Genomic DNA, 19,263 nt, shown 5'->3' with positions numbered 1-19,263 from the left:
TTAAATGGCAGATAATATTCATTTAGAAATCGTAACTCCAAAGCAAGTAGCTTATTCAAAAGCAGTTGATAGCGTTGTTATTTCAGGAATAGAAGGAGATATGGAAATATTTAAAGATCACATTTCCTTAATCACTTTTCTTAAAGCAGGAAAAATTATTGCAAAGGCTGGCAGTAATGCAGATACATTCTTTTCTACAGGGGGGACTGTAGAATTTTCTAATAATAAATTAAGTATTTTGTTAGATAATTTTTTTAATAGTTCAGAGTTTCAAAGTGAAGAATTAATCAAATTAAAACAGAACGCAGAAAAAAAGTTAAGCAATAAAGAAATTTCAGACGAAGAAATTTATCTTAATAATCAGATTATTGATCAGATTAATAATTTAAAAGCTTAAAGGTACTTTTTAAATTCTTCTATAACTTCTTGATAAAGCTTTTTTTTAAAAGGAACTATTAATTTAGGCAGCTCCAAAGGCTCAGCCCAACGCCAATCATAAAACTCTGCCTTTTTTTGTTTGATATTAATCTCTTCATGATCTCCTAAAAATTTTGCAAGAAACCAAGTTTGTTTTTGTCCTTTATATTTTCCATCCCATATTTTTCCAAGAAGCTCATTAGGTAAATCATAAATAAATTCTTTTTCTGATTTTTTTATAATTTCAATTGATGTGATTCCTGTTTCTTCTTTAAGTTCCCTTTTAGCAGCGCTGACAACATCTTCCTTTTGATCAACCCCACCTTGAGGCATTTGCCATGCCTTAGTACTATCAATTCTTTTTCCGATAAAAACTTTAGTTTCTTGATTAAGAAGCATTATCCCAACACCTTTTCTATAAGGAAGATTGCTTAAATCTTTCATGACGCTTTTAAAAGCTTAAGTGCGTAAATTAATTGATTGTCGTTTGTAGGATCGTTTATTTTAAAATTATCTTTCTGTTGCTCTACTTTGATATCTGGTTGAACGCCAATTTCTTCAATTGTTTCACCGCTTGGTAGATAATATTTAGCTGTTGTTAATCTTAATCCGCCACCATTAGATAAAGGCATAATAGACTGAACAGACCCTTTGCCAAAAGATTTTTCACCAATAACGATTGCTCGCTTATGATCTTTTAAAGCTCCGGCAACTATTTCAGATGCAGAAGCTGAACCTTTGTTAATAAGTACAATGAGTGGTTTTCCATTAATTTCATCCCCTTTTTTGGAATTATAAACTTTTATATCTTTGGGATCCCTTCCTTTTGTAGAAACAATTTCTCCGCTATCTAAAAAAGCATCTGATATTTTAATTGCTTGCGAAAGAAGCCCGCCCGGATTATTTCTTAGGTCTAAAACATAACCTGTTATATTTGGTTTGCTTTTGCTTATTTCTCTAACCTTATCTATTAATTCATCACCACTTTTTTCATTAAAGGATCTTAATCTTAAATAACCAATATTTTCTTTAATTTCAGAAACAACAGATTTAGTTTTAATTGTTTCTCTAACTATTTTTACAATTATTGGGTCATCGACATCTATTCTTCTAATAGTTAATGTGATTGGAGTTCCGCTTTTGCCACGCATAGTATTTACAGCCTCATCCAATGTTAAACCCTTAACCTGCTTGTTATCTAATTTAATAATATAATCTCCAGACCTTATTCCAGCCCTATCGGCAGGCGTATCATCAATTGGAGATATTACTTTTACCAGTCCAGCTTCCATTGTAACTTCAATACCAAGACCACCAAATTCACCTTTGGTTTCCGTATTCATGCTCTTGAATGTTTTAGGACTCATGTAAGAAGAATAGGGATCTAACGATTGAAGCATTCCGTTAATTGCTCCATCAATTACTTCGCCTTCATTAATTTGTTTAAAATATTCTTTGTTTATTGTTTCAAGAATGTCTCCAAACAAATCTAATTTTTCATAAAGAACGTCTTTTTTTTGTGAAAAAGCGTTTTGCGAAAATAAATTTAAAAATAAAAATGTAAGTAATAAGTAAATTTTTTTCATTATTATTGTCTATGATAGGGATGGTTTACCATAATTGTAGCACATCTGTAAATTTGTTCGGTAAGTATTACTCTAGTCAAAGAGTGGGTAAAAGTAAGTTTGCTAAGACATATTTCTTCAAAACTTTCTTTATTTAGGTTTTTTTTAAAACCCTCTGGTTCTCCAATAATAAATAATATTTCTTTAATTGATGAGATAATTAGTTTTTTTAATTTTTTGCAAAAGTTCTCAGTATTAAGATCTTGTCCGCTTTCACTAAGAAATATAATTTTTTTTTCTTTTTTATTTTTAATTATATTTTCAAGCTCTTTTTTTGAAATATGTTCAATTGCAAAATTATTGATTCCACTATTTTTTAAACTTTTGAGCCTGCCTTCATACCTTTTGCACAGCTCATTTTCTTCATCTTTGTTTAATCTTCCTAAACAAAGGATTTTAATTTTCATTAAACAAAGATTTTTTGATTTGGAATAATATCGGCCCACATTTTTTCCAACTCATAGTTTTTTCTTTGCTCGTGGTGAAAAATGTGAACAATAACATCAATTGCATCAATTAGCTTCCAGTTATCACTATCTCTACCCTCAACTTTGCAACCCTTAATTCCCATTTTTTTTAATTCTTCAATTGTATTTTCAGAGACAGACTGAATGTGCCTAGAAGATGTTCCGCTAGCGACAATCATATAGTCAGCAATAGAGCTTTTGTTTGCAAGATCAATAGTTACGATATCTTTTGCTTTGTTATCATCAAGAATTTTAATTATTTCTTTTAGAAGGACTTCTTTTTTTTTAATTTGCATTAATTGTTTTTTTTATTTTTGATGATGAAACATTCATACCTTTTGTGCTTAAAAAATACCATCTATGTTGTTTGTCTTTTGAAACTAAATTTAAAGATTTGTATTTTTCGAGCTTTTTTGCGGCTATAGAATTTAATGATTTCATTGAAAACTCAGGTCTATTCATCACAATGATGGATAGTTTATTTAAAATCTCATTATATTTTTTCCATTGATTAAATTTAACAAAACTATCAGCGCCCATAATAAAATAATATTTATGATCTGCACATTTGTTAATTATGTAGTTTATATTATCAAATAAGAAATTTGATCCAGTTTCTTCTTCAGTATACTGAACTTTAATTATATTTTTATTTTTTTTTATAAAATCATTGCATAATTTTATCCTATTAGAAATATCATTTGCTGAGTTACTTTTTTTTAAAGGATTTTTTTTTGTAACAAGCCATATAACTTTTTTTAATTGAAATCTTTTAATTGCCTCCAATGAAATATTTAAATGCCCGATATGAGGAGGGTCAAAAGTTCCGCCAAGAATGCCAATTTTCATTATAATTTAATAAAAAGATTAAGGTCTAATTTGTCCATTACCTTTTACTAGATATTTATAAGTTACTAGTTGCTCAAGTCCAACTGGTCCTCGAGGATGTAATTTATTTGTGGATATTCCAACTTCTGCTCCAAAACCAAACTCATTTCCGTCCGCAAATTGAGTGGACGCATTATGCAAAACTATTGCGCTGTTAACTTTAGATAAGAATAACAAAGCATTTTTTTTATTATTAGTAACAATACTATCCGTGTGGCGAGTTCCATATTTATTAATATGTGTAATTGCATCATCTACCCCATTTACAATCTTCACTGAGATTGCAGAGTCTAGGTATTCTGTTTTCCAATCCTGTTCTGTTGCTAGAGAAATATTAGAGTTCGTATAATTTTTTTTGGTAATTTTATCACCAATAATTTTACATCCGCTAATACTCAATAATTGTAATATTGGTTTTAAATGAGTTTTTACACAAGCCTTATCAATCAATAAAGTTTCAGCAGCACCGCACACGCTAGTATTTCTCATTTTAGCGTTGAGTGTAATTTTTTTTGCCATGTTTAAATCTGCATGCCTATCAATATAGACATGACACAACCCCTCCAGATGACCAATGGTTGGAACATTGGACATTGTTTGAACTTTCTTGACCAAGTTTTTCCCTCCTCTTGGAATAATAACGTCAATAAACCTTTCCATTTTTGAAAGCATATAATCAACTAATTTTCTATTTGTGTTGTTAATTAATTGAACACAATTTTCGTTAATATTATTTTTTTTTAAGGATTTTCTGAAATATTCAGAAATAATTTTATTTGTCTGAATAGCTTCGCTTCCTCCTCTTAAAATAACTACATTCCCAGATTTAAAACATAGAGTTGCAACATCTGACGTAACATTTGGTCTAGATTCATATATTACTCCAATAACACCAATAGGAACTGTGTACTTATTAATTATCATTCCATTAGGTCTTTTCCATTTTGATATTATTTTTTTTGTTGGGTCTTTTAGTTTAATAACTTCCTGAACAGAATTAATAATGTGATTAATTTTATTGTCATTTAGAATTAGTCGATCAATTAAATTCTGGCTAAGACCTTTCTTATTTGCTTTTGAAACATCGATCTTATTTGCTTTTAAGATCTTCTTTTTATTTGATTTCAAATTTTTATAAAAGTCTGTAAGAACTTTATTTTTTTTCTTTTCGTTTAAAAGCGATAGATCTTTTGATGCGTTTAAAGCATTTAAACCTATTTTATCTAAATAACTATTGCTCATAAATTTACTCGGCTTGATAAACTAAATTGTCTATATGAACCATTTCTCCTCGGCTAACATAACCTAGTATTTCTTTAATTTTATCAGTTTTAAATCCAATAATTTTTTTAGCATCCAAACTAGAGTAAGCGCTAATACCTGTTGCTATACGTTTGCTTTTTGAATTTATAATATAAATAGCATCACCGCGATTAAAATTTCCTTCAACAGCAGTTACTCCTATTGGTAAAAGACTTTTTCCATTTTTTAATGCTTTTTCAGCCCCCTCATCAATCATAATTGAACCTTTGGTTGCAATTGAATTTAGGATCCATTGTTTTTTTGCATTCAAGGATGATGACTGAGATTCAAATAATGTATAATTTTTATTTTTAATAATATTTTTTATAGGATTATTAATCATTCCGCTTGTTAAAATCATATCGCAACCAGACTGCATACAAATTTTTGCAGCTTTAATTTTAGTTATCATCCCGCCAGTTCCATAAGAACTGATACTTTCAGAAGCAAGCGCCTCTATAGATTTGTCAATGATTGTTACTTTTTTAATTATTTTTGCATTCTTATTTTTTTTTGGATCAGCAGAATAAAGTCCATCTATATCTGAAAGCATGATTAGACAATCGGCATTACATATTTGAGCAACTCTTGCTGCCAGTCTATCATTATCTCCATATCTTATTTCTGAAGTCGCAACTGTATCGTTCTCATTTACAATTGGTATTACAGACATTTTTAATAAGTTATTAATTGTTTCTTTAGCATTTAAAGATCTTCTTCTTTCTTCTGTGTCTTCTAAAGTAAGTAATATTTGAGAAATTTTGATCTTTTTCTTTTCAAATGCTTTTTTAAAAAGATTAATTAATTCAATTTGTCCAATAGCTGCTATTGCCTGAAATTGGCTTAATTTCGTATTTTTTTTATTTATTTTTAATAAATCACACCCTAGAGCGATTGCTCCTGAAGAAACAATAATAATTTGCTTTTTTTTTTGTATTAAAAAAATAATATCTTCTATTAATTTATTAAACCAATTTTTTTTTATTTTGTTTTTTCCATCGACAATGAGACTAGACCCTATTTTTATTACAATAGTTTTATATTTTAAAATATCCATTTAGATAGCTCGCAATAAATTTTTTACATTAATATTTTTTTCAACAGATATATCATAAACTTTTTTCTTAATTTTTTTAGTAAAATTCATTATTTTCTCTTTTTTTTCTTTCTCATCTATTAAATCAATCTTATTAAATACAATAAGTTCTCTTTTTTTTATTAATTCAGGATTAAATTCTTTAAGTTCATTTCTAATAATCTTGTATTTATCTACCAAATCTTCTTCATTAATATCAATCATATGAATTATGCTTTTGCATCTTTCTATATGTTTTAAAAATTTATCACCTAAACCTGAACCGGTATGAGCACCCTCAATAAGACCAGGTATATCAGCAATAATTATTTCTTTATTATCAATAAAAACAACGCCAAGATTTGGATTTAGAGTTGTAAAAGGATAATTAGCAATCTTTGGTCTTGCTCTTGTTGATATTGAAAGCAGACTAGATTTTCCAGCGTTTGGAAAACCAATAATTCCAACATCAGCAATTAACTTTAATTCAAGCCAAACTGTAAATTCTTCTCCTTTTTTTCCATAAGTAAATTTTCTTGGAGATCTATTGGTCGAGCTTTTAAATTTTGAATTACCAAGTCCACCATTACCTCCTTTGGCTATGACATATTCCTGATCTTCTTTTATTAAATCGAATAATAATGTTTTTTTATCCTCTTCATATATTTGTGTTCCAACAGGAACTCTCAAAATTAAATCTTTTCCTGATAGTCCTCTTTTATTATTTCCAGAACCATTAAATCCATTTTGAGCTTTGTGATGTTGTGCAAAACGATAATCAACTAAAGTGTTCAAGCCATTTACTGCTTTGACAATTATAGATCCACCAGCACCACCATCTCCTCCGTAGGGTCCTCCAAATTCAAGAAATTTTTCTCTTCGGAAGGCAACACAACCATTTCCTCCGTCTCCAGCCTTAATCATAATTTTAACTTGATCTAAAAATTTCATACAATCATATTATTGATTATTAATAAAAATCTCAGTTTAAAAATAAACTGAGTTTATTGAGGGATTACTGAAATGTAAGTTCTTCCGAGTTTTTTCGTCTCGAATTTTACTACGCCGTTTACTTTAGAAAAAATAGTATGATCTTTACCCATACCAACATTATTTCCTGGGAACATTTTTGTTCCTCTTTGTCTCATAATAATATTTCCAGCTATTACGGCTTGACCGCCAAACTTTTTAACGCCTAGTCGCCTACCAGCGCTATCGCGTCCGTTTTTCGTCGATCCACCAGCTTTTTTTGTTGCCATGATTTATTATCTATTTTTTTGCAGTTGCTTTAGCTTCAATTTTTTTTTCTACAGTTGTATTTTTTGCTTCAGCTAAAAGTTTTCCACTTTTACCATAAATTTTTAAAATTTTCACTATTGAAACATGCTGTCTATGTCCACGTTTTCTTCTTGAATTTTGTCTTCTTCTTTTTTTAAAAATAATAACTTTGTCATTTCTTGCTTGTTTTAAAAGTTCCGCTTCAACATATGCTCCATCGATCATTGGAGAACCTATTTCAGTCGTTGTATTGTCTGTTGTCAAAAGAACTTCTTTAAATTCAAACTTTTTACCAGCCTCATCATCAAGTTTTTCAATTCTAATAGTATCGTTAGCTGACACTTTATATTGCTTACCGCCGGTTTTGATTACTGCAAAAGTCATATGTAATTTCTTTTAGGTCTGGGCAATATATATAGCCACCTTAGCTTGTCAAGATTGTGATTATGCCCAAGTGTATTGGTTTTTAGAAGTTATTTTTTAGATCTCTAATCTTCTTGAAAAAGTCCACTTCATTTAAATCTTCAAATCCTATGCTTTTTTTAAATTCCAAATTATCAAATTTTAGAAAGATATTTAATCTCATTTCCTCACTTAAAATAGAAGGCATACTAGATAATTTATTTTTAATGTTATCGCTTATTAGATTAAATTTTTCTGTTAATTGAGAATTATTTTTATCTATTTCCATACAAAATTTTAGATTATTAATTGTATATTCGTGTCCACAGAATATTTTTGTTTCAGGAGGTAGCAATCTAATTTTTTTTAAAGAATTTACCATCTCTAAATAAGAGCCTTCAAATAATCTTCCGCATCCAAAAGAAAACAAAGTGTCTCCTGTAAAAACAGACTCTTCATTTTTAAAATAATAAAAAATATGACCGGATGTATGACCAGGAACATGTTCTACCAAAACATCAGAGCCTTCAAAATTCCAAATTTGTTTATCATTTAAAAGTATATCAATTCCTGGAATTCTATTTTTGTCTTTTTCAAAACCTAATATTTGCGAATTAAATTTTTTCTTTAGTTCTAGATTGCCACCTATATGATCCGCATGGTGGTGGGTATTTAAAATATATTTTAGATTTAAATTTTTTTTTTTTAAAAAATTTATAACAGGTTCTGATTCTGAGGGATCAACAACACATGCATTTTTAGTTTTTTTATTTTCAATTATATAAGCATAATTATCTTTTAGACACGGAATAATATGTGTATCCATAATTAAAAAATAATTAGTTTTTTTTACTAATTAAAAAAACACCAAATTCAGAATAAAGATTTTTTATTTCTAAATTTAAATTTGTAATTACCGAAGATCTGTCTTGGGTTACCGCAATTGATTTTATTATGTTAATTTTGTCAGAATGACATAAATCAAAAAAATCTTTAATAGTGCACATATGTAAATTAGGTGTATCGTGCCATGTATTAGGTAATGTTTTTGTAACTGGCATTCTTCCCTTAAGTAGCAAGCTAAATCTAACTTTCCAGTATCCAAAATTAGGAATTGAAACAATTGCGTTTTTTCCTATTCTTAAAAGCTCATGTAAAACTTTTCTAGGTTTGTAAAAAGCTTGTAGAGTTTGCGTTAGAATTACATAATCAAAAGATTGATCTGGATAATTGACCAAATCTTTTTCGGCATCACCTTCAACAACAGAAAGGCCTTTACTTAGACTTTCCTTAACTTTTTCGTGATCGATTTCAATGCCTCTAGCATCAATTTTTTTTTCCTTTTTTAAGTGAAGAAGAATACTTCCATCACCACAACCTACATCGAGAACTTTTGAAAATGGTTTTATAAAATCTATTACTATTTTTGACTCTAATTTCATTTAAATTAAAAAACACTTTGAAGTGATTTTTACCTCTTTAGCTGTTTATATGCGCTCGCAATTCGGTAAATCAGCGCAAATGATTTTTATCTTAGGCATAATTTATTGTCAATTTATTCGCTTTTATTGAGTGTCTTGTTGTTGTTTTTAAAAATTTTATAAGATTTATTTTTATAAATAGTATCAACCATAATAGCATTGTGTTAATTAAAAAATAAAATCAGCAAAAGTTTATAAAAATATGACTCTAAGATTTAAAAATTTTAATAATTTAAAATATGTAGGTGGATTATCACAGATAAAAAATATTAAAGATCCAATAAAACTTTCTGCCAATGAATCTGCTTTAGGACCTTCAAAAAAAGCTATCAATGCTTTTATCAAAAACAGCAAAAAATTATCTAGGTATCCAGATGGAAACTCAAATATTTTAATTCAGTCGATATCAAGAAATTTACGATTAAATCCCAATAATATTATTATTGGCAATGGTTCTGATGAAATTATCAGCTTAGCTTGTCAATTATTTTTAAAACCAAGAGATGAGGTTATTGTTACTGAGTATAGTTTTTTAATGTACAGGATTTATACTAAAATCCACGGTGGCAAAGTTATTGTGGCACCAGAAGATGATTTTAAGGCAAATATAGATGCAATATTAGCGAAGGTAACTTCTAAAACTAAAATCGTTTTTTTGGCTAATCCAAACAATCCAACAGGAACATATTTAGATAAAAATGAAATGTTATTACTTAGAAAAAAATTACGTAGTAATATTTTATTAGTAGTTGATGACGCTTACTTTGAATTTGTTATTAACAAAGATTATGTATCTGGGTTAGATTTATTTAGAGGCCACAGCAATGTTCTAGTTACTAGATCTTTTTCTAAAATATATGGACTTGCTAGTTTAAGACTTGGTTGGGGCTACGGTCCAAAAAATATCATTTCTGCGATGAAGCTTATTAAACCACCTTTTAATGTTAATTCAGCTGCACAAGTAGCTGGTGTAGAGGTTCTCAATGACAAAAATTGGTTAAAAAAGAATATAGAACACAATAGTAAGTGGGCTGACATTTTTTTTGAAAATTTTGTAAATTTAGGAATTTTAACAAATGTACCTGTAGCAAACTTTTTCTTAATGCGTTTTGATAATAAAGAAATAACAGCGGATAAAGTTTACGATAAATTTATTAAATCTAGGATTATATTGAGAAAAATGAAAGGTTATGGGTTATCTAATTCACTAAGAGTGACCATTGGAAATAATAAAGAAAATAACTTATTTTTAAAAACTCTGAATAAAATTTTTGATGTTTAATAAAATAACAATAATTGGATTAGGCTTAATTGGATCTTCGATTGCAAGGGCCATTAAAAAAAATCATTTATGCAAAAATTTAGTTGCTCACGATAAGTCTAAGCGAGTTTTAAAAAAAATATTAAAACTAAAAATAACCAACCATATAGAACCAAATTTAAAAAAAAGCGTTCAAGATTCTGATTTAGTAATTATTTGCACTCCATTAGGAACTTATAAGAACATAGTTTCTGTAATTAAAAACTACTTAAAAAATACTTGTATTTTAACTGATGTTGGTTCGGCAAAAATTTTTGTAACTAATACGGTTAATAAATTAATTAATAAAAATACTATATGGATTCCTGCTCATCCTGTCGCTGGCACAGAACAGAGTGGCCCAGAAGCTGGTTTTGCTGATTTATTTAAAAATAGATGGTGCATCATTACGCCAATAAATAAAAAAAATCCTAACTCTTTAAAAAAATTAAATAATTTCTGGAAAAAAATTGGCAGTAAAGTTCAATATATGACAGCTGAACATCATGATAAAGTTATGGCAATTACGAGTCATATTCCTCATTTAATAGCTTATAATATTGTAGGAACTGCGGCTAATCTTGAGAAAGATACCAAATCAGAAGTGATTAAATATAGCGCCAGCGGATTTAGAGATTTTACTAGAATTGCATCTTCAGATCCTACTATGTGGAGAGATATTGCTCTTAATAACCGAAAACAGATTCTTCATATGTTAGAAAAATTTAATTTAGATTTAAGTAATTTAAAACGCGCAATTATAAAAAAAGATGGAAATAAATTATTTAAACTTTTTTCTAAAACTAGAAAAATTAGACAAGCTATCGTGAAAGCCGGTCAGGATATTAACAGCCCTAATTTTGGTAGGAAGAATTAATCGTAAATTTCTTTTTCAAGTTTATTCATGAAATCATTCATGTTTAAACCTGGCTCAATTGGTTTTTTAAATTCAATACAGATTTCGCCGGGAAATCTCATAAAACTATCTCTAGGCCACACATCACCAGTATTTAATTTAACAGGTATACAAGCAACATTTGCTTTTTCATAAATTCTAGAAACCCCCTTTTTTAGAGGAGCTCTTTCATTATTTTTAATTCTTGTTCCTTGTGGAAAAATAATTAAAGGAGACGTCTCTTTATTAATAGTTTCGGCAGTTTTTTCTAAAAAAATAAGGTGATCTTTAGTAACTTTCTCTCTATGAGTTCCTATAAATCCTAATTTTTTTATGCACCATCCATAAAATGGAATTTTAAATAATTCAGCTTTAACAATAAAAATAGGAGCATTAAGCACTGCGTTAAAAACAAAAGTTTCACAAATCGACTGATGCGCAGAAGCTATAAAAAATTTTTTATCTTTTGGTATATTCTCCAATCCTTTAAATATTATTTTTGTATTAATAATAAATCTTACGCAAAAGATGATATAAAAGCCCAGCATACGAGCTAACCATTGCATCGCTGCCTTTGGCATTATGAGAGTTGGCAAAGCTAATAATGTTGAGAAAAAGGAGCCACAATAAGTTGCAAAATTAAATACCAGAGATCTTAAAAAGTGCATTTAATTAATCAAAGATTCCAATTTTTGTCTTTGTCTTATTATTTTATATTTATTTTTATTAATTAAAATTTCTGCAGAATAAGGTCTTGTATTGTAATTTGAAGCTAGAGATCTTCCATACGCTCCAATATTATCAATGCAAACGTAATCACCTTCATTAAGTTTTTGATATTTATTATAAGAAATAAATGTATCTGAGCTTTCACATACCGGACCAACAAATTCAGTATTTTTCTTAATAATAGAGTTATTTTTTAATAGGGGATAAATTTGATGTTTTGCACCATATAGAGCTGGTCTGATTAGATCATTCATTGCAGCATCAATAACTATAAATTTTTTCCCTGGAGCATCTTTTGGGTAAATAACTTTAGATATTAATACTCCAGTATTGCCACAAATAGATCTACCTGGTTCAAATATAATCTCTACATTATTCGTTTTTTTAAATTTAAGAACAAGATTTGAGTATTGTTTTAGATTAAATTTTTTGTCACTATTTGAATATGGGATACCGGTTCCCCCTCCTAAATCGATATATTTTAAATTTATTCCAATTTGGTTAATTTTTTTATTAAAGTTTGAGAGCGCATTTAAAACTTTTTTGAAAGGATTAATGTCCATAATTTGAGAACCAATATGAACGCTAATTGCTTCAAATTTTATATACTCATAATGATATTGATTGTTAAATATTTCCAAACAAGCATTCATAGAAATGCCAAATTTGTTATCTTTTTTTCCCGTAGATATTTTTTTATTAGTTTTGGCTGAGATATTAGGATTAATTCGGATTCCCACTGAGACAATTTTATTATTTTTTTTGGCAATTTTGTTAATAGCTCTTATTTCAGCCTCCGACTCAGCGTTGATTAAGAGAATTTCTTTTTTAATTGCAAAATCTAACTCTTCTTCTGTCTTACCAACTCCAGAAAAAACTATTTTTTTAGGAGAAATCCCTGCTTTAAGAGCAATTTTTAATTCACCAATTGAAACAACGTCTGCTCCAGAGCCTAGTTTTTTTAATTCAGAAATAAGTTTTAAATTTGAATTTGATTTTACCGAAAAGCAAATCAGCGGATTAATTTTTATAAAAGATTTCTTAAAATTGTTAAAATTAAATCTTAGTTGACTTAGTGAATAAAGATAAAATGGAGTTTTAATTCTTGTCGTTACTTTCGATATAGCAATATTTTCAAAAAATAATTTTTTATTTTTGAATTTTAGAAAATTCATTAAATGATTTTGATATCAATTTTAGTTTCTAAAGATTGTTTTTCAAAATTATTATTAGAAGATTGGTAAACAGGATTATTTTTCACACCGCAAGATGTAGTTAAAAATAATATTGATAACGCTAATAATATTCTAATCATTTAAACTCTTTTTGATATTTTTTTATCATTTTATTAACATTAAACGGTGATGTTCCGCCATAAGATTTTTTTGAATTAACTGAATTTTTCAAATCAAACATTTTTAAAACATCTTTTTCTACGCTTTTTTCAACTTTTTTTATCGTTAAAAAATCTAACTCATCAAGTGTTTGATTATTTTTTTCAGCTATATTTACAAGAGTTGCAGATTTTTTATGCGCTTCTCTAAATGACATTCCTTTTTTTACTAAATAATCAGCAAAATCTGTTGCAGTAGTAAAACCTAATTTTGCAGCGGCCAGCATTCTAATTTTATTTGGCTTTATCCCATCCACTAGCTCTGTAGCAAGTTGGATGTTTAATAAAAGAGTATCGTATGAATCGAATACACTCTCCTTGTCTTCTTGCATGTCCTTAAAGTACGCAAGCGGTAAGCCTTTCATGGTTGTTAACATAGAAGTTAATTGTCCAAATATTCTTCCAGTTTTACCTCTGATTAATTCTGCAGAATCGGGATTCTTTTTTTGAGGCATGATTGAAGATCCTGTTAACAAACTATCTTCGAGAGTGATCAAATTTACAAGGTCCGAATTCCAAATAATAATTTCTTCAGCAAGTCTCGAAAGATGCACTGAGCACAAAGAGGCTATAAATAAGAATTCAATAACAAAATCTCTGTCAGAAACTGAATCAATAGAATTGTCAGTAGGTTTTTTAAATCCAAGTTTTTTTGAAGTAAAGTGTCTATCAATATTATATGAGGTTCCAGCAAGAGCCGCAGAACCTAATGGATTTTCATTAATATTTTCCAAGAAATTTTTAATTCTTTTTTTATCCCTCTTGAACATTTCTACATACGCCAATAAATAATGTGAAAACAGTACCGGCTGAGCATTTTTAAGATGAGTAAATCCAGGCATAATTACATCAATATTTTTTTTAGCTTTATTTAAAAAACTGTTGATGAGTATAGTTAAATTTTTATCAATAATGTTTGCAGATTTTTTTACCCAAAGTTTAAAATCTGTTACCACCTGATCATTTCTTGATCTTGCGGTATGAAGAAATCCAGCGTGGTCTCCTATAATCTCAAATAATCTTTTTTCAATATTAAGATGAATGTCTTCATGTTCCTTTTTAAATTCAAATTTATTTTTTTGTATTTCTATTTTAATTTTTTTTAATCCAGAAATAATTTTTTTGGCAGATTCGCTATTAATAATTTTCTGCTTTGATAACATTTCGCAATGAGCAATAGAAGCGTCAATATCTTCATTGAAAAGTCTTTTATCTATATCGATCGAAGAATTAATCGATTGCAAAAGTTTTGATGTAGGCTTTTTAACTCTTGTGCCCCACACTTTATTTTTATTTCCTTTAGTCATATTTTTAATAATATATAAAACTAAACTATGTTTTTTTTACGTAATTCTTTTAAATTTTTAGTTTATTTAACTAGTTTATTATTATTTATTACTAATCACTCTTTATCACAACCCATTAAAGATCTTCCCTTCAAGAACATAGTTGTGCATGAGGTACCAAAAGAAATTATTGGTGAAGAATTTATAGATTTCTCTGGTAAAAAATTAAAGTTTAATAAATTTGATCATCAAATAAATTTAATTAATTTTTGGTCTACTTGGTGCGTACCTTGCAAAGAAGAAATGCCCTCCATCGATAAATTAGTTGATCTTGTGGGCAAAGATAAAATAAAAATATTTGCAATTAATCTTGAAAAAATAAATAAGAAAAAAATTGATAAATTTTTCACTGATTTAAAAATTAAGAATTTTTCTACTTATTATGACCCAGAGTATGCTTTGGCTAACAAAATTGGGTTGAGAGGCTTACCAACAACTCTAATTGTCGATCGTAACGGTAAAGAAATAGCGAGAGTTATAGGCTCCATTAATTTTGCAGATGAAAAATTTATTATTTGGCTAAGAAATCTTTAGGCTTATTTTTTATGAAAATAAAACAAAGTCATTAAAACAACTATAGCAATAAATTGAGCAACAACTCTTAACTGCATTAGTTTGTTACTTTTTCTTTTATCATCAATATTGCTTCCAAGAAAAAATGACTTTAATCCCCGGATAAGAATTACGGTAACAACGATCAATGCAACTATTGCAATAATTCTACTTAAATCTGACATTCAGAAATAATTATCATAAAATGATTAAAATTATATAAAATAAAATATTAATGAAATTAATCGAAGAAAATATATTTTTAAAGGCAACCTCTTTGCCGCAAACTTCATCTAGGGCAAATTACTTAATAGTATTTTGTCATGGATATGGTGCTGATGGAAAAGATTTAATAAATATTGGAAATTATTGGCAAAGATTTTTGCCAGATTTTTATTTTACCTCACCTAATGCACCAAATATTTGTTCAGTAAACCCCGGTGGATTTGAATGGTTTGATCTTATGAGTCCTGACGTTAAAAAAATTAATTTAGAATTACAAAATTCAATATTAAAATTAACAGAGTTTATTGATGCAAAACTCAAAGAATTAAATTTGGACTATTCAAAATTATTTTTAGTAGGATTTAGCCAAGGAACGATGATGTCTATACATTATGCGTTAACAATCTCTAATAAGGTTGCAGGGGTAGTGGGTTATTCAGGAAAGATTTATGATCCTATCTTTTTAGAGCAAAATATTAAATCCAAACCTTCGATTTTTTTAATGCACGGAGATGATGATAATATTGTTCCGTTAGAAGAAATGATGGAGGCAAAAAATTTTTTATTACAAAATAAATTTAATTTAAAAACTAAAATTTTTAAAGGTTGTGGTCATTCTATTCCAGTAGAAGGATTAAGTTTAGGTCTAGAATTTATTAACATCAATAAAAAATAAATATTTTGATTATAAATAAAACTGATATATCAATTATATATTAAATGATTATTACAGAATCTAATTCAGTGCCGCTGGATAAATGTCCAGCTCTTGTATTGAATGCAGATTATAGACCTTTGAGTTATTACCCTTTGTCCTTATGGTGTTGGCAAGATGCCGTTCGTGATGTTTTTTTAGATAGAGTGACAATAGTTTCAGAATACGACCGAGAAATTAGAAGTCCTTCTTTTTCTATGAGATTACCAAGCGTAATATCATTAAAGAAATACATAAAACCCTCGGAGTTTCCAAATTTTACAAGATTTAATGTTTTTTTAAGAGATAGATTTTCTTGTCAGTATTGCGGAGATCATAAAAATTTAACTTTTGATCATGTAATACCAAGATCTAGAGGGGGAATTACTTGCTGGGAGAATGTAGTATCTGCTTGTTGTACGTGTAACGTAAGAAAGGGTGGCAAACTCCCCCATGTTAGTGGAATGATTCCCAAAACAAAACCATCTCGACCAACAGTAGAAGAATTGCATGATAATGGAAAGTTTTTTCCACCAAATTTTTTACATCAGAGCTGGTTAGATTATTTATATTGGGATGTTAAGCTTGAAAGCTAATATTTTTTAGAAATAGCTATAGCTAATTTAGAACTATTTTTTATTACTATATCTAAAATAGAATATAAACCATCATTGTTAGCGCCTAAACTTTCTGCGGTATTTTTATGTTCAAGTTCCTCTTCTCTGAATTTAATAAATTTTTCTTTTAATTCTTTTTCTTCTTTATAATCTTTAGATAAAATATCTATCTGCTCTCCATAATGACCGCCAATAACCTCTTCAACAGCAGAGGTACATAAAGCTGTAGCTTTTTTCCCAAGCAAAGCCGTACCAAAACCAAGAGCTGTGCCGAGAACATCCCATAAGGGAAGCAAAACTGTGGGCCTAACTTTTCTTTCAATAATTTGGTTTTCAAAAAATTCTAAATGTTCTAATTCGTGATCACGCATATCCTTAATAGTATTTTGCAATTCTGGATCTTTATTAAAAAGTTGAAGAGCCTTTAATTGTCCTTCATATATTTTTATAGCACCACGTTCACCAGCGTGGTTGACTCTGATCATTTCAGCTATTTGCTCGTTTTTTTTGTCCATGAGAATATTTTATAATATAAAATTGTAAGAATTAAAGACATAATCATATTAATTGAAGCTAAAGATAAACCAAATAATTTAAAGTCCACTTCTTTACACGATGGGGCTAATTTACTTTGCAGTTCCTTTAAAAGAATATCTTTAGACATATTTTTGCTAATTTCTGTTTTGCAGCTAGATAGTTCATTAATCAATCCATATTCAATTCCAACGTGGTATCCAGCAAGAAAAAAACTTACTGCAGATGTCAAAGTTATTAAAATCATTAATTGGTTTTTCCAATTATTCTTTAAAAAAAATATAGCAGACAGTAATAAAATTAAATAATAGGGGTAGCGTTGATAAATACAAAGAGCACAAGGTTTAACTTTTAAAATATGCTCAATAACTAATGCTGAGGAAATGATAAAAAGATTGATTACAAAAATATATATAAAAAATTTATAAATTGTATTTTTCAAGCAATAAAATATTGTGGAAATTTAACATAAAACAAATACATTCCTGCCATCACAACAACAAAGCTTCCAACTACCCACATTACAAAAGTTGAAAACTTTTCATCAATATGTTTTTGAATCTTAGGCCCGTATTTTGAAAATAAATAAGCTAATAAGAAATATCTAGCTCCTCTTGTAAATAAAGCTGTAGCAGCAAATAAAAGAAAGTTAAAATGAACAAAACCACTGGCAATTGCAAGTAAGTTAAACGGAAGAGGTGTAAATCCAGAGATAAATAATATGAAAGCAAAAGTTACCATTGTGCTTTTTTTATAAAAAATTGCTAAGAATTTTTTTGGATCGTCTACACCAGAAAGTTCAAATATGTGCACACCCAATTTATGAAACATAAAACTTCCTATAGCGTAAGCAACAAGAGCTCCAGCAAATGCAGCTATAGTCGCAATCGTGAAAGTTTCAAACCATCTCTTTGGTTTGGAAATTGACATTGGAATTACAATTGCATCCGAAGGAAAAGGAAAGAATATATTCTCAAAAAAACACCAAACAGCCAAGACATACTTTGCTAATTTGTGTCCCGCTAGCTTTATAAGTTTGTTTAATAAATTTTTTAACATTAACTTGTCATGTATATTTGAATTTATATAATTAAAAAATGAAATTAAAATTTGATATTAAACAATTTGCAATATCTTTAGTGATTTCGCCAGTAGTTTTTTATTTGGTAATTGCTATCGCTAAGCTTTTTGGAGCATCTTATAAGATCAATCATGGAGAATCTTTTATTATCTGGTTGCTTCTTGCGATTTTAATAAAAATTAGTTTTATTAATAAGAAATAAAATATCATTTGCGGAAGTGATGGAACGGTAGACATGATAGACTCAAAATCTATTGCTCGCAAGAGTGTGAGGGTTCAAATCCCTCCTTCCGCACCAATTAAAAAAAATATTTCACTAGAAAAAATATTATAAGTAATAAGATTACACTTGCTATCGACAAGATATTTAAATATTTTTCTATAAAGTTTTTTATACCTTCTCCATACTTCCATATTAAATAGCTTATTGCTAAAAACCGAATTGATCTTGATATGAAGCTGCCAACAATAAATATCCAGAAATTAAACTGAACAAAACCACTACCAATAGTTAAAAGTTTGTAAGGAAGAGGAGTGAATGCATAAAAAAATACAATCCAAAACTCCATTTCTTTTGTAATTGCATTTGTGAATGTAATAAAGGATTCTTGATATCCATATAAACTTATAACCTTTGCCCCGATTGTATCGTAAAAAAAATATCCCAAATAATATCCCAAGGCACCACCAAGCACTGAAAATACAGTTACAAAAAAACCAATAGCCATTGCTCTATGTCTTTTTACTAATTGGACGGGGATCATTAAAAAAACAATTGGAATTGGAAAAACGCTACTTTCAATAAAACTTATAAAATATAAAAATTTTTCAGATTGTTTTTTAGAACAGATGGATAAAATTTTATTATATAAAGATCTCATTTAAAAAAGCTTATATATTTTATTTTATTATTAGCATCTTAAATAACTATTGTAGAATAAATAGATTAAAAAAGTAAAATA

At 28.4% G+C, this 19,263-nt stretch carries 28 protein-coding genes and 1 tRNA gene; 8 read left to right on the top strand and 21 right to left on the bottom strand.

Going from position 1 to position 19,263, the window contains the following annotated elements; all coding sequences use genetic code 11:
- Positions 1-4: 4 nt before the first annotated feature.
- Positions 5-397, top strand: coding sequence for an ATP synthase F1 subunit epsilon (atpC, locus tag AC8GER_RS05330; RefSeq protein WP_506597806.1), 393 nt, complete (start codon positions 5-7; stop codon positions 395-397).
- Here the strand turns inward: atpC and AC8GER_RS05325 are convergent.
- The 12 genes from AC8GER_RS05325 to metW all read right to left on the bottom strand — a co-directional run bounded on the left by AC8GER_RS05325 (position 394) and on the right by metW (position 8,896).
- Complete coding sequence (locus AC8GER_RS05325) at positions 394-861, bottom strand: RNA pyrophosphohydrolase (protein ID WP_506597805.1); 468 nt, start codon at positions 859-861, stop codon at positions 394-396. The genes atpC and AC8GER_RS05325 overlap by 4 nt on opposite strands.
- Positions 858-2,003, bottom strand: coding sequence for a S41 family peptidase (locus tag AC8GER_RS05320; protein ID WP_506597804.1), 1,146 nt, complete (start codon positions 2,001-2,003; stop codon positions 858-860). The genes AC8GER_RS05325 and AC8GER_RS05320 overlap by 4 nt, the downstream gene beginning before the upstream one ends.
- 2 nt (positions 2,004-2,005) lie before the next feature.
- A complete protein-coding gene (locus AC8GER_RS05315; RefSeq protein WP_506597803.1) occupies positions 2,006-2,449 on the bottom strand; it encodes a 23S rRNA (pseudouridine(1915)-N(3))-methyltransferase RlmH in 444 nt (147 codons plus the stop codon).
- Entirely contained in the window at positions 2,449-2,805 is a 357-nt protein-coding gene (rsfS, locus tag AC8GER_RS05310) for a ribosome silencing factor (protein WP_017970877.1), read from the bottom strand. Before rsfS ends, AC8GER_RS05315 begins: the two co-directional genes overlap by 1 nt.
- Positions 2,795-3,358, bottom strand: coding sequence for a nicotinate (nicotinamide) nucleotide adenylyltransferase (gene nadD / locus AC8GER_RS05305; protein ID WP_506597802.1), 564 nt, complete (start codon positions 3,356-3,358; stop codon positions 2,795-2,797). The genes rsfS and nadD overlap by 11 nt, the downstream gene beginning before the upstream one ends.
- An 18-nt stretch (positions 3,359-3,376) precedes the next feature.
- The gene (locus AC8GER_RS05300) at positions 3,377-4,639 is read right to left on the bottom strand and encodes a glutamate-5-semialdehyde dehydrogenase (protein ID WP_506597801.1); all 1,263 of its coding nucleotides are present in this window, start codon (positions 4,637-4,639) and stop codon (positions 3,377-3,379) included.
- A gap of 4 nt (positions 4,640-4,643) precedes the next feature.
- A complete protein-coding gene (proB, locus tag AC8GER_RS05295; RefSeq protein WP_506597800.1) occupies positions 4,644-5,756 on the bottom strand; it encodes a glutamate 5-kinase in 1,113 nt (370 codons plus the stop codon).
- Positions 5,757-6,725, bottom strand: coding sequence for a GTPase ObgE (obgE, locus tag AC8GER_RS05290; RefSeq protein WP_506597799.1), 969 nt, complete (start codon positions 6,723-6,725; stop codon positions 5,757-5,759).
- A gap of 53 nt (positions 6,726-6,778) precedes the next feature.
- Positions 6,779-7,033 carry a 50S ribosomal protein L27 gene (gene rpmA / locus AC8GER_RS05285; protein WP_029167312.1) on the bottom strand — a complete coding sequence of 85 codons (255 nt, stop codon included), beginning with the start codon at positions 7,031-7,033 and terminating at the stop codon, positions 6,779-6,781.
- Between the two features lie 10 nt (positions 7,034-7,043).
- Positions 7,044-7,436, bottom strand: a complete 393-nt coding sequence (gene rplU, locus AC8GER_RS05280; RefSeq protein ID WP_506597798.1) for a 50S ribosomal protein L21 — start codon at positions 7,434-7,436, stop codon at positions 7,044-7,046.
- A gap of 82 nt (positions 7,437-7,518) precedes the next feature.
- Positions 7,519-8,280 carry a hydroxyacylglutathione hydrolase gene (gene gloB, locus AC8GER_RS05275; RefSeq protein WP_506597797.1) on the bottom strand — a complete coding sequence of 254 codons (762 nt, stop codon included), beginning with the start codon at positions 8,278-8,280 and terminating at the stop codon, positions 7,519-7,521.
- A gap of 13 nt (positions 8,281-8,293) precedes the next feature.
- Positions 8,294-8,896, bottom strand: a complete 603-nt coding sequence (gene metW / locus AC8GER_RS05270) for a methionine biosynthesis protein MetW (protein ID WP_029167315.1) — start codon at positions 8,894-8,896, stop codon at positions 8,294-8,296.
- A 241-nt stretch (positions 8,897-9,137) separates the two neighbouring features.
- On the opposite strand from metW, the gene hisC reads away from it, so the two are divergent.
- Positions 9,138-10,217 carry a histidinol-phosphate transaminase gene (gene hisC / locus AC8GER_RS05265; RefSeq protein WP_506597796.1) on the top strand — a complete coding sequence of 360 codons (1,080 nt, stop codon included), beginning with the start codon at positions 9,138-9,140 and terminating at the stop codon, positions 10,215-10,217.
- Complete coding sequence (locus AC8GER_RS05260; protein ID WP_506597795.1) at positions 10,210-11,112, top strand: prephenate/arogenate dehydrogenase family protein; 903 nt, start codon at positions 10,210-10,212, stop codon at positions 11,110-11,112. The genes hisC and AC8GER_RS05260 overlap by 8 nt, the downstream gene beginning before the upstream one ends.
- Here the strand turns inward: AC8GER_RS05260 and AC8GER_RS05255 are convergent.
- Genes AC8GER_RS05255 through argH form a run of 4 tightly spaced genes read right to left on the bottom strand, consistent with a single transcriptional unit; the run spans position 11,109 to position 14,559 of the window.
- Positions 11,109-11,798: a lysophospholipid acyltransferase family protein gene (locus AC8GER_RS05255; protein ID WP_506597794.1), complete on the bottom strand. Its 690-nt coding sequence runs from the start codon at positions 11,796-11,798 to the stop codon at positions 11,109-11,111. The genes AC8GER_RS05260 and AC8GER_RS05255 overlap by 4 nt on opposite strands.
- On the bottom strand, positions 11,799-13,034 hold the full coding sequence (gene lysA / locus AC8GER_RS05250) for a diaminopimelate decarboxylase (protein ID WP_506597793.1): 1,236 nt from the start codon (positions 13,032-13,034) through the stop codon (positions 11,799-11,801). It lies immediately after the preceding gene.
- Positions 13,034-13,174 (bottom strand): hypothetical protein, encoded by a 141-nt coding sequence (locus AC8GER_RS05245; protein WP_506597792.1) that lies wholly within the window; start codon positions 13,172-13,174, stop codon positions 13,034-13,036. The genes lysA and AC8GER_RS05245 overlap by 1 nt, the downstream gene beginning before the upstream one ends.
- Complete coding sequence (argH, locus tag AC8GER_RS05240; protein WP_506597791.1) at positions 13,171-14,559, bottom strand: argininosuccinate lyase; 1,389 nt, start codon at positions 14,557-14,559, stop codon at positions 13,171-13,173. The genes AC8GER_RS05245 and argH overlap by 4 nt, the downstream gene beginning before the upstream one ends.
- Positions 14,560-14,586: 27 nt before the next feature.
- Here argH and AC8GER_RS05235 point away from each other — a divergent pair, with 27 nt between their 5' ends.
- Positions 14,587-15,132 carry a TlpA family protein disulfide reductase gene (locus tag AC8GER_RS05235; protein ID WP_506597790.1) on the top strand — a complete coding sequence of 182 codons (546 nt, stop codon included), beginning with the start codon at positions 14,587-14,589 and terminating at the stop codon, positions 15,130-15,132.
- A 2-nt stretch (positions 15,133-15,134) separates the two neighbouring features.
- Here AC8GER_RS05235 and AC8GER_RS05230 read toward each other — a convergent pair whose 3' ends face one another.
- A complete protein-coding gene (locus AC8GER_RS05230) occupies positions 15,135-15,335 on the bottom strand; it encodes a twin transmembrane helix small protein (RefSeq protein ID WP_017970981.1) in 201 nt (66 codons plus the stop codon).
- Positions 15,336-15,385: 50 nt separating this feature from the next.
- Here AC8GER_RS05230 and AC8GER_RS05225 point away from each other — a divergent pair, with 50 nt between their 5' ends.
- Together AC8GER_RS05225 and AC8GER_RS05220 are read left to right on the top strand one after the other, a co-directional pair.
- A complete protein-coding gene (locus AC8GER_RS05225; RefSeq protein ID WP_506597789.1) occupies positions 15,386-16,051 on the top strand; it encodes an alpha/beta hydrolase in 666 nt (221 codons plus the stop codon).
- Between the two features lie 44 nt (positions 16,052-16,095).
- Positions 16,096-16,665, top strand: coding sequence for an HNH endonuclease (locus AC8GER_RS05220; protein ID WP_029167323.1), 570 nt, complete (start codon positions 16,096-16,098; stop codon positions 16,663-16,665).
- Here the strand turns inward: AC8GER_RS05220 and AC8GER_RS05215 are convergent.
- From AC8GER_RS05215 to AC8GER_RS05205, 3 genes are read right to left on the bottom strand one after another with little or no spacing between them, the layout of a single operon-like run.
- A complete protein-coding gene (locus tag AC8GER_RS05215; RefSeq protein WP_506597788.1) occupies positions 16,662-17,201 on the bottom strand; it encodes a demethoxyubiquinone hydroxylase family protein in 540 nt (179 codons plus the stop codon). The two genes, AC8GER_RS05220 and AC8GER_RS05215, sit on opposite strands and share 4 nt — an antisense overlap.
- On the bottom strand, positions 17,177-17,662 hold the full coding sequence (locus AC8GER_RS05210; RefSeq protein ID WP_506597787.1) for a disulfide bond formation protein B: 486 nt from the start codon (positions 17,660-17,662) through the stop codon (positions 17,177-17,179). Before AC8GER_RS05210 ends, AC8GER_RS05215 begins: the two co-directional genes overlap by 25 nt.
- Positions 17,659-18,279 carry a YqaA family protein gene (locus AC8GER_RS05205; RefSeq protein ID WP_506597786.1) on the bottom strand — a complete coding sequence of 207 codons (621 nt, stop codon included), beginning with the start codon at positions 18,277-18,279 and terminating at the stop codon, positions 17,659-17,661. The genes AC8GER_RS05210 and AC8GER_RS05205 overlap by 4 nt, the downstream gene beginning before the upstream one ends.
- Positions 18,280-18,317: 38 nt before the next feature.
- Here AC8GER_RS05205 and AC8GER_RS05200 point away from each other — a divergent pair, with 38 nt between their 5' ends.
- Both AC8GER_RS05200 and AC8GER_RS05195 read left to right on the top strand, forming a co-directional pair.
- Complete coding sequence (locus AC8GER_RS05200) at positions 18,318-18,503, top strand: hypothetical protein (RefSeq protein WP_506597785.1); 186 nt, start codon at positions 18,318-18,320, stop codon at positions 18,501-18,503.
- 10 nt (positions 18,504-18,513) lie between these two features.
- Positions 18,514-18,599, top strand: a tRNA-Leu gene (locus AC8GER_RS05195).
- Between the two features lies 1 nt (position 18,600).
- On the opposite strand, the gene AC8GER_RS05190 is transcribed toward AC8GER_RS05195, so the two are convergent.
- Positions 18,601-19,182: a YqaA family protein gene (locus AC8GER_RS05190; protein WP_506597784.1), complete on the bottom strand. Its 582-nt coding sequence runs from the start codon at positions 19,180-19,182 to the stop codon at positions 18,601-18,603.
- Positions 19,183-19,263: the final 81 nt, after the last annotated feature.

Origin of the sequence: Fontibacterium abundans (SeqCode) (assembly GCF_965235095.1) — a bacterium.
GTDB classification, from domain to species: Bacteria; Pseudomonadota; Alphaproteobacteria; order Pelagibacterales; family Pelagibacteraceae; genus Fontibacterium; species Fontibacterium abundans.
The sequence above is the reverse complement of the archived record's forward strand: the minus strand, read 5'-3'. Positions and strand labels throughout refer to the sequence as shown.

What these genes read in the sequence shown, in the direction of transcription:
- gloB (WP_506597797.1), bottom strand. Translation starts at nt 8,280, where the DNA reads ATGGATACACATATTATTCCGTGTCTAAAAGATAATTATGCTTATATA.
- AC8GER_RS05230 (WP_017970981.1), bottom strand. Translation starts at nt 15,335, where the DNA reads ATGTCAGATTTAAGTAGAATTATTGCAATAGTTGCATTGATCGTTGTT.
- AC8GER_RS05325 (WP_506597805.1), bottom strand. Translation starts at nt 861, where the DNA reads ATGAAAGATTTAAGCAATCTTCCTTATAGAAAAGGTGTTGGGATAATG.
- nadD (WP_506597802.1), bottom strand. Translation starts at nt 3,358, where the DNA reads ATGAAAATTGGCATTCTTGGCGGAACTTTTGACCCTCCTCATATCGGG.
- AC8GER_RS05255 (WP_506597794.1), bottom strand. Translation starts at nt 11,798, where the DNA reads ATGCACTTTTTAAGATCTCTGGTATTTAATTTTGCAACTTATTGTGGC.
- proB (WP_506597800.1), bottom strand. Translation starts at nt 5,756, where the DNA reads ATGGATATTTTAAAATATAAAACTATTGTAATAAAAATAGGGTCTAGT.
- AC8GER_RS05300 (WP_506597801.1), bottom strand. Translation starts at nt 4,639, where the DNA reads ATGAGCAATAGTTATTTAGATAAAATAGGTTTAAATGCTTTAAACGCA.
- argH (WP_506597791.1), bottom strand. Translation starts at nt 14,559, where the DNA reads ATGACTAAAGGAAATAAAAATAAAGTGTGGGGCACAAGAGTTAAAAAG.
- rsfS (WP_017970877.1), bottom strand. Translation starts at nt 2,805, where the DNA reads ATGCAAATTAAAAAAAAAGAAGTCCTTCTAAAAGAAATAATTAAAATT.
- AC8GER_RS05245 (WP_506597792.1), bottom strand. Translation starts at nt 13,174, where the DNA reads ATGATTAGAATATTATTAGCGTTATCAATATTATTTTTAACTACATCT.
- AC8GER_RS05220 (WP_029167323.1), top strand. Translation starts at nt 16,096, where the DNA reads ATGATTATTACAGAATCTAATTCAGTGCCGCTGGATAAATGTCCAGCT.
- obgE (WP_506597799.1), bottom strand. Translation starts at nt 6,725, where the DNA reads ATGAAATTTTTAGATCAAGTTAAAATTATGATTAAGGCTGGAGACGGA.
- rpmA (WP_029167312.1), bottom strand. Translation starts at nt 7,033, where the DNA reads ATGGCAACAAAAAAAGCTGGTGGATCGACGAAAAACGGACGCGATAGC.
- AC8GER_RS05320 (WP_506597804.1), bottom strand. Translation starts at nt 2,003, where the DNA reads ATGAAAAAAATTTACTTATTACTTACATTTTTATTTTTAAATTTATTT.
- AC8GER_RS05200 (WP_506597785.1), top strand. Translation starts at nt 18,318, where the DNA reads ATGAAATTAAAATTTGATATTAAACAATTTGCAATATCTTTAGTGATT.
- AC8GER_RS05260 (WP_506597795.1), top strand. Translation starts at nt 10,210, where the DNA reads ATGTTTAATAAAATAACAATAATTGGATTAGGCTTAATTGGATCTTCG.
- AC8GER_RS05225 (WP_506597789.1), top strand. Translation starts at nt 15,386, where the DNA reads ATGAAATTAATCGAAGAAAATATATTTTTAAAGGCAACCTCTTTGCCG.
- lysA (WP_506597793.1), bottom strand. Translation starts at nt 13,034, where the DNA reads ATGAATTTTCTAAAATTCAAAAATAAAAAATTATTTTTTGAAAATATT.
- AC8GER_RS05215 (WP_506597788.1), bottom strand. Translation starts at nt 17,201, where the DNA reads ATGGACAAAAAAAACGAGCAAATAGCTGAAATGATCAGAGTCAACCAC.
- AC8GER_RS05315 (WP_506597803.1), bottom strand. Translation starts at nt 2,449, where the DNA reads ATGAAAATTAAAATCCTTTGTTTAGGAAGATTAAACAAAGATGAAGAA.
- AC8GER_RS05205 (WP_506597786.1), bottom strand. Translation starts at nt 18,279, where the DNA reads ATGTTAAAAAATTTATTAAACAAACTTATAAAGCTAGCGGGACACAAA.
- atpC (WP_506597806.1), top strand. Translation starts at nt 5, where the DNA reads ATGGCAGATAATATTCATTTAGAAATCGTAACTCCAAAGCAAGTAGCT.
- AC8GER_RS05235 (WP_506597790.1), top strand. Translation starts at nt 14,587, where the DNA reads ATGTTTTTTTTACGTAATTCTTTTAAATTTTTAGTTTATTTAACTAGT.
- hisC (WP_506597796.1), top strand. Translation starts at nt 9,138, where the DNA reads ATGACTCTAAGATTTAAAAATTTTAATAATTTAAAATATGTAGGTGGA.
- AC8GER_RS05190 (WP_506597784.1), bottom strand. Translation starts at nt 19,182, where the DNA reads ATGAGATCTTTATATAATAAAATTTTATCCATCTGTTCTAAAAAACAA.
- metW (WP_029167315.1), bottom strand. Translation starts at nt 8,896, where the DNA reads ATGAAATTAGAGTCAAAAATAGTAATAGATTTTATAAAACCATTTTCA.
- rplU (WP_506597798.1), bottom strand. Translation starts at nt 7,436, where the DNA reads ATGACTTTTGCAGTAATCAAAACCGGCGGTAAGCAATATAAAGTGTCA.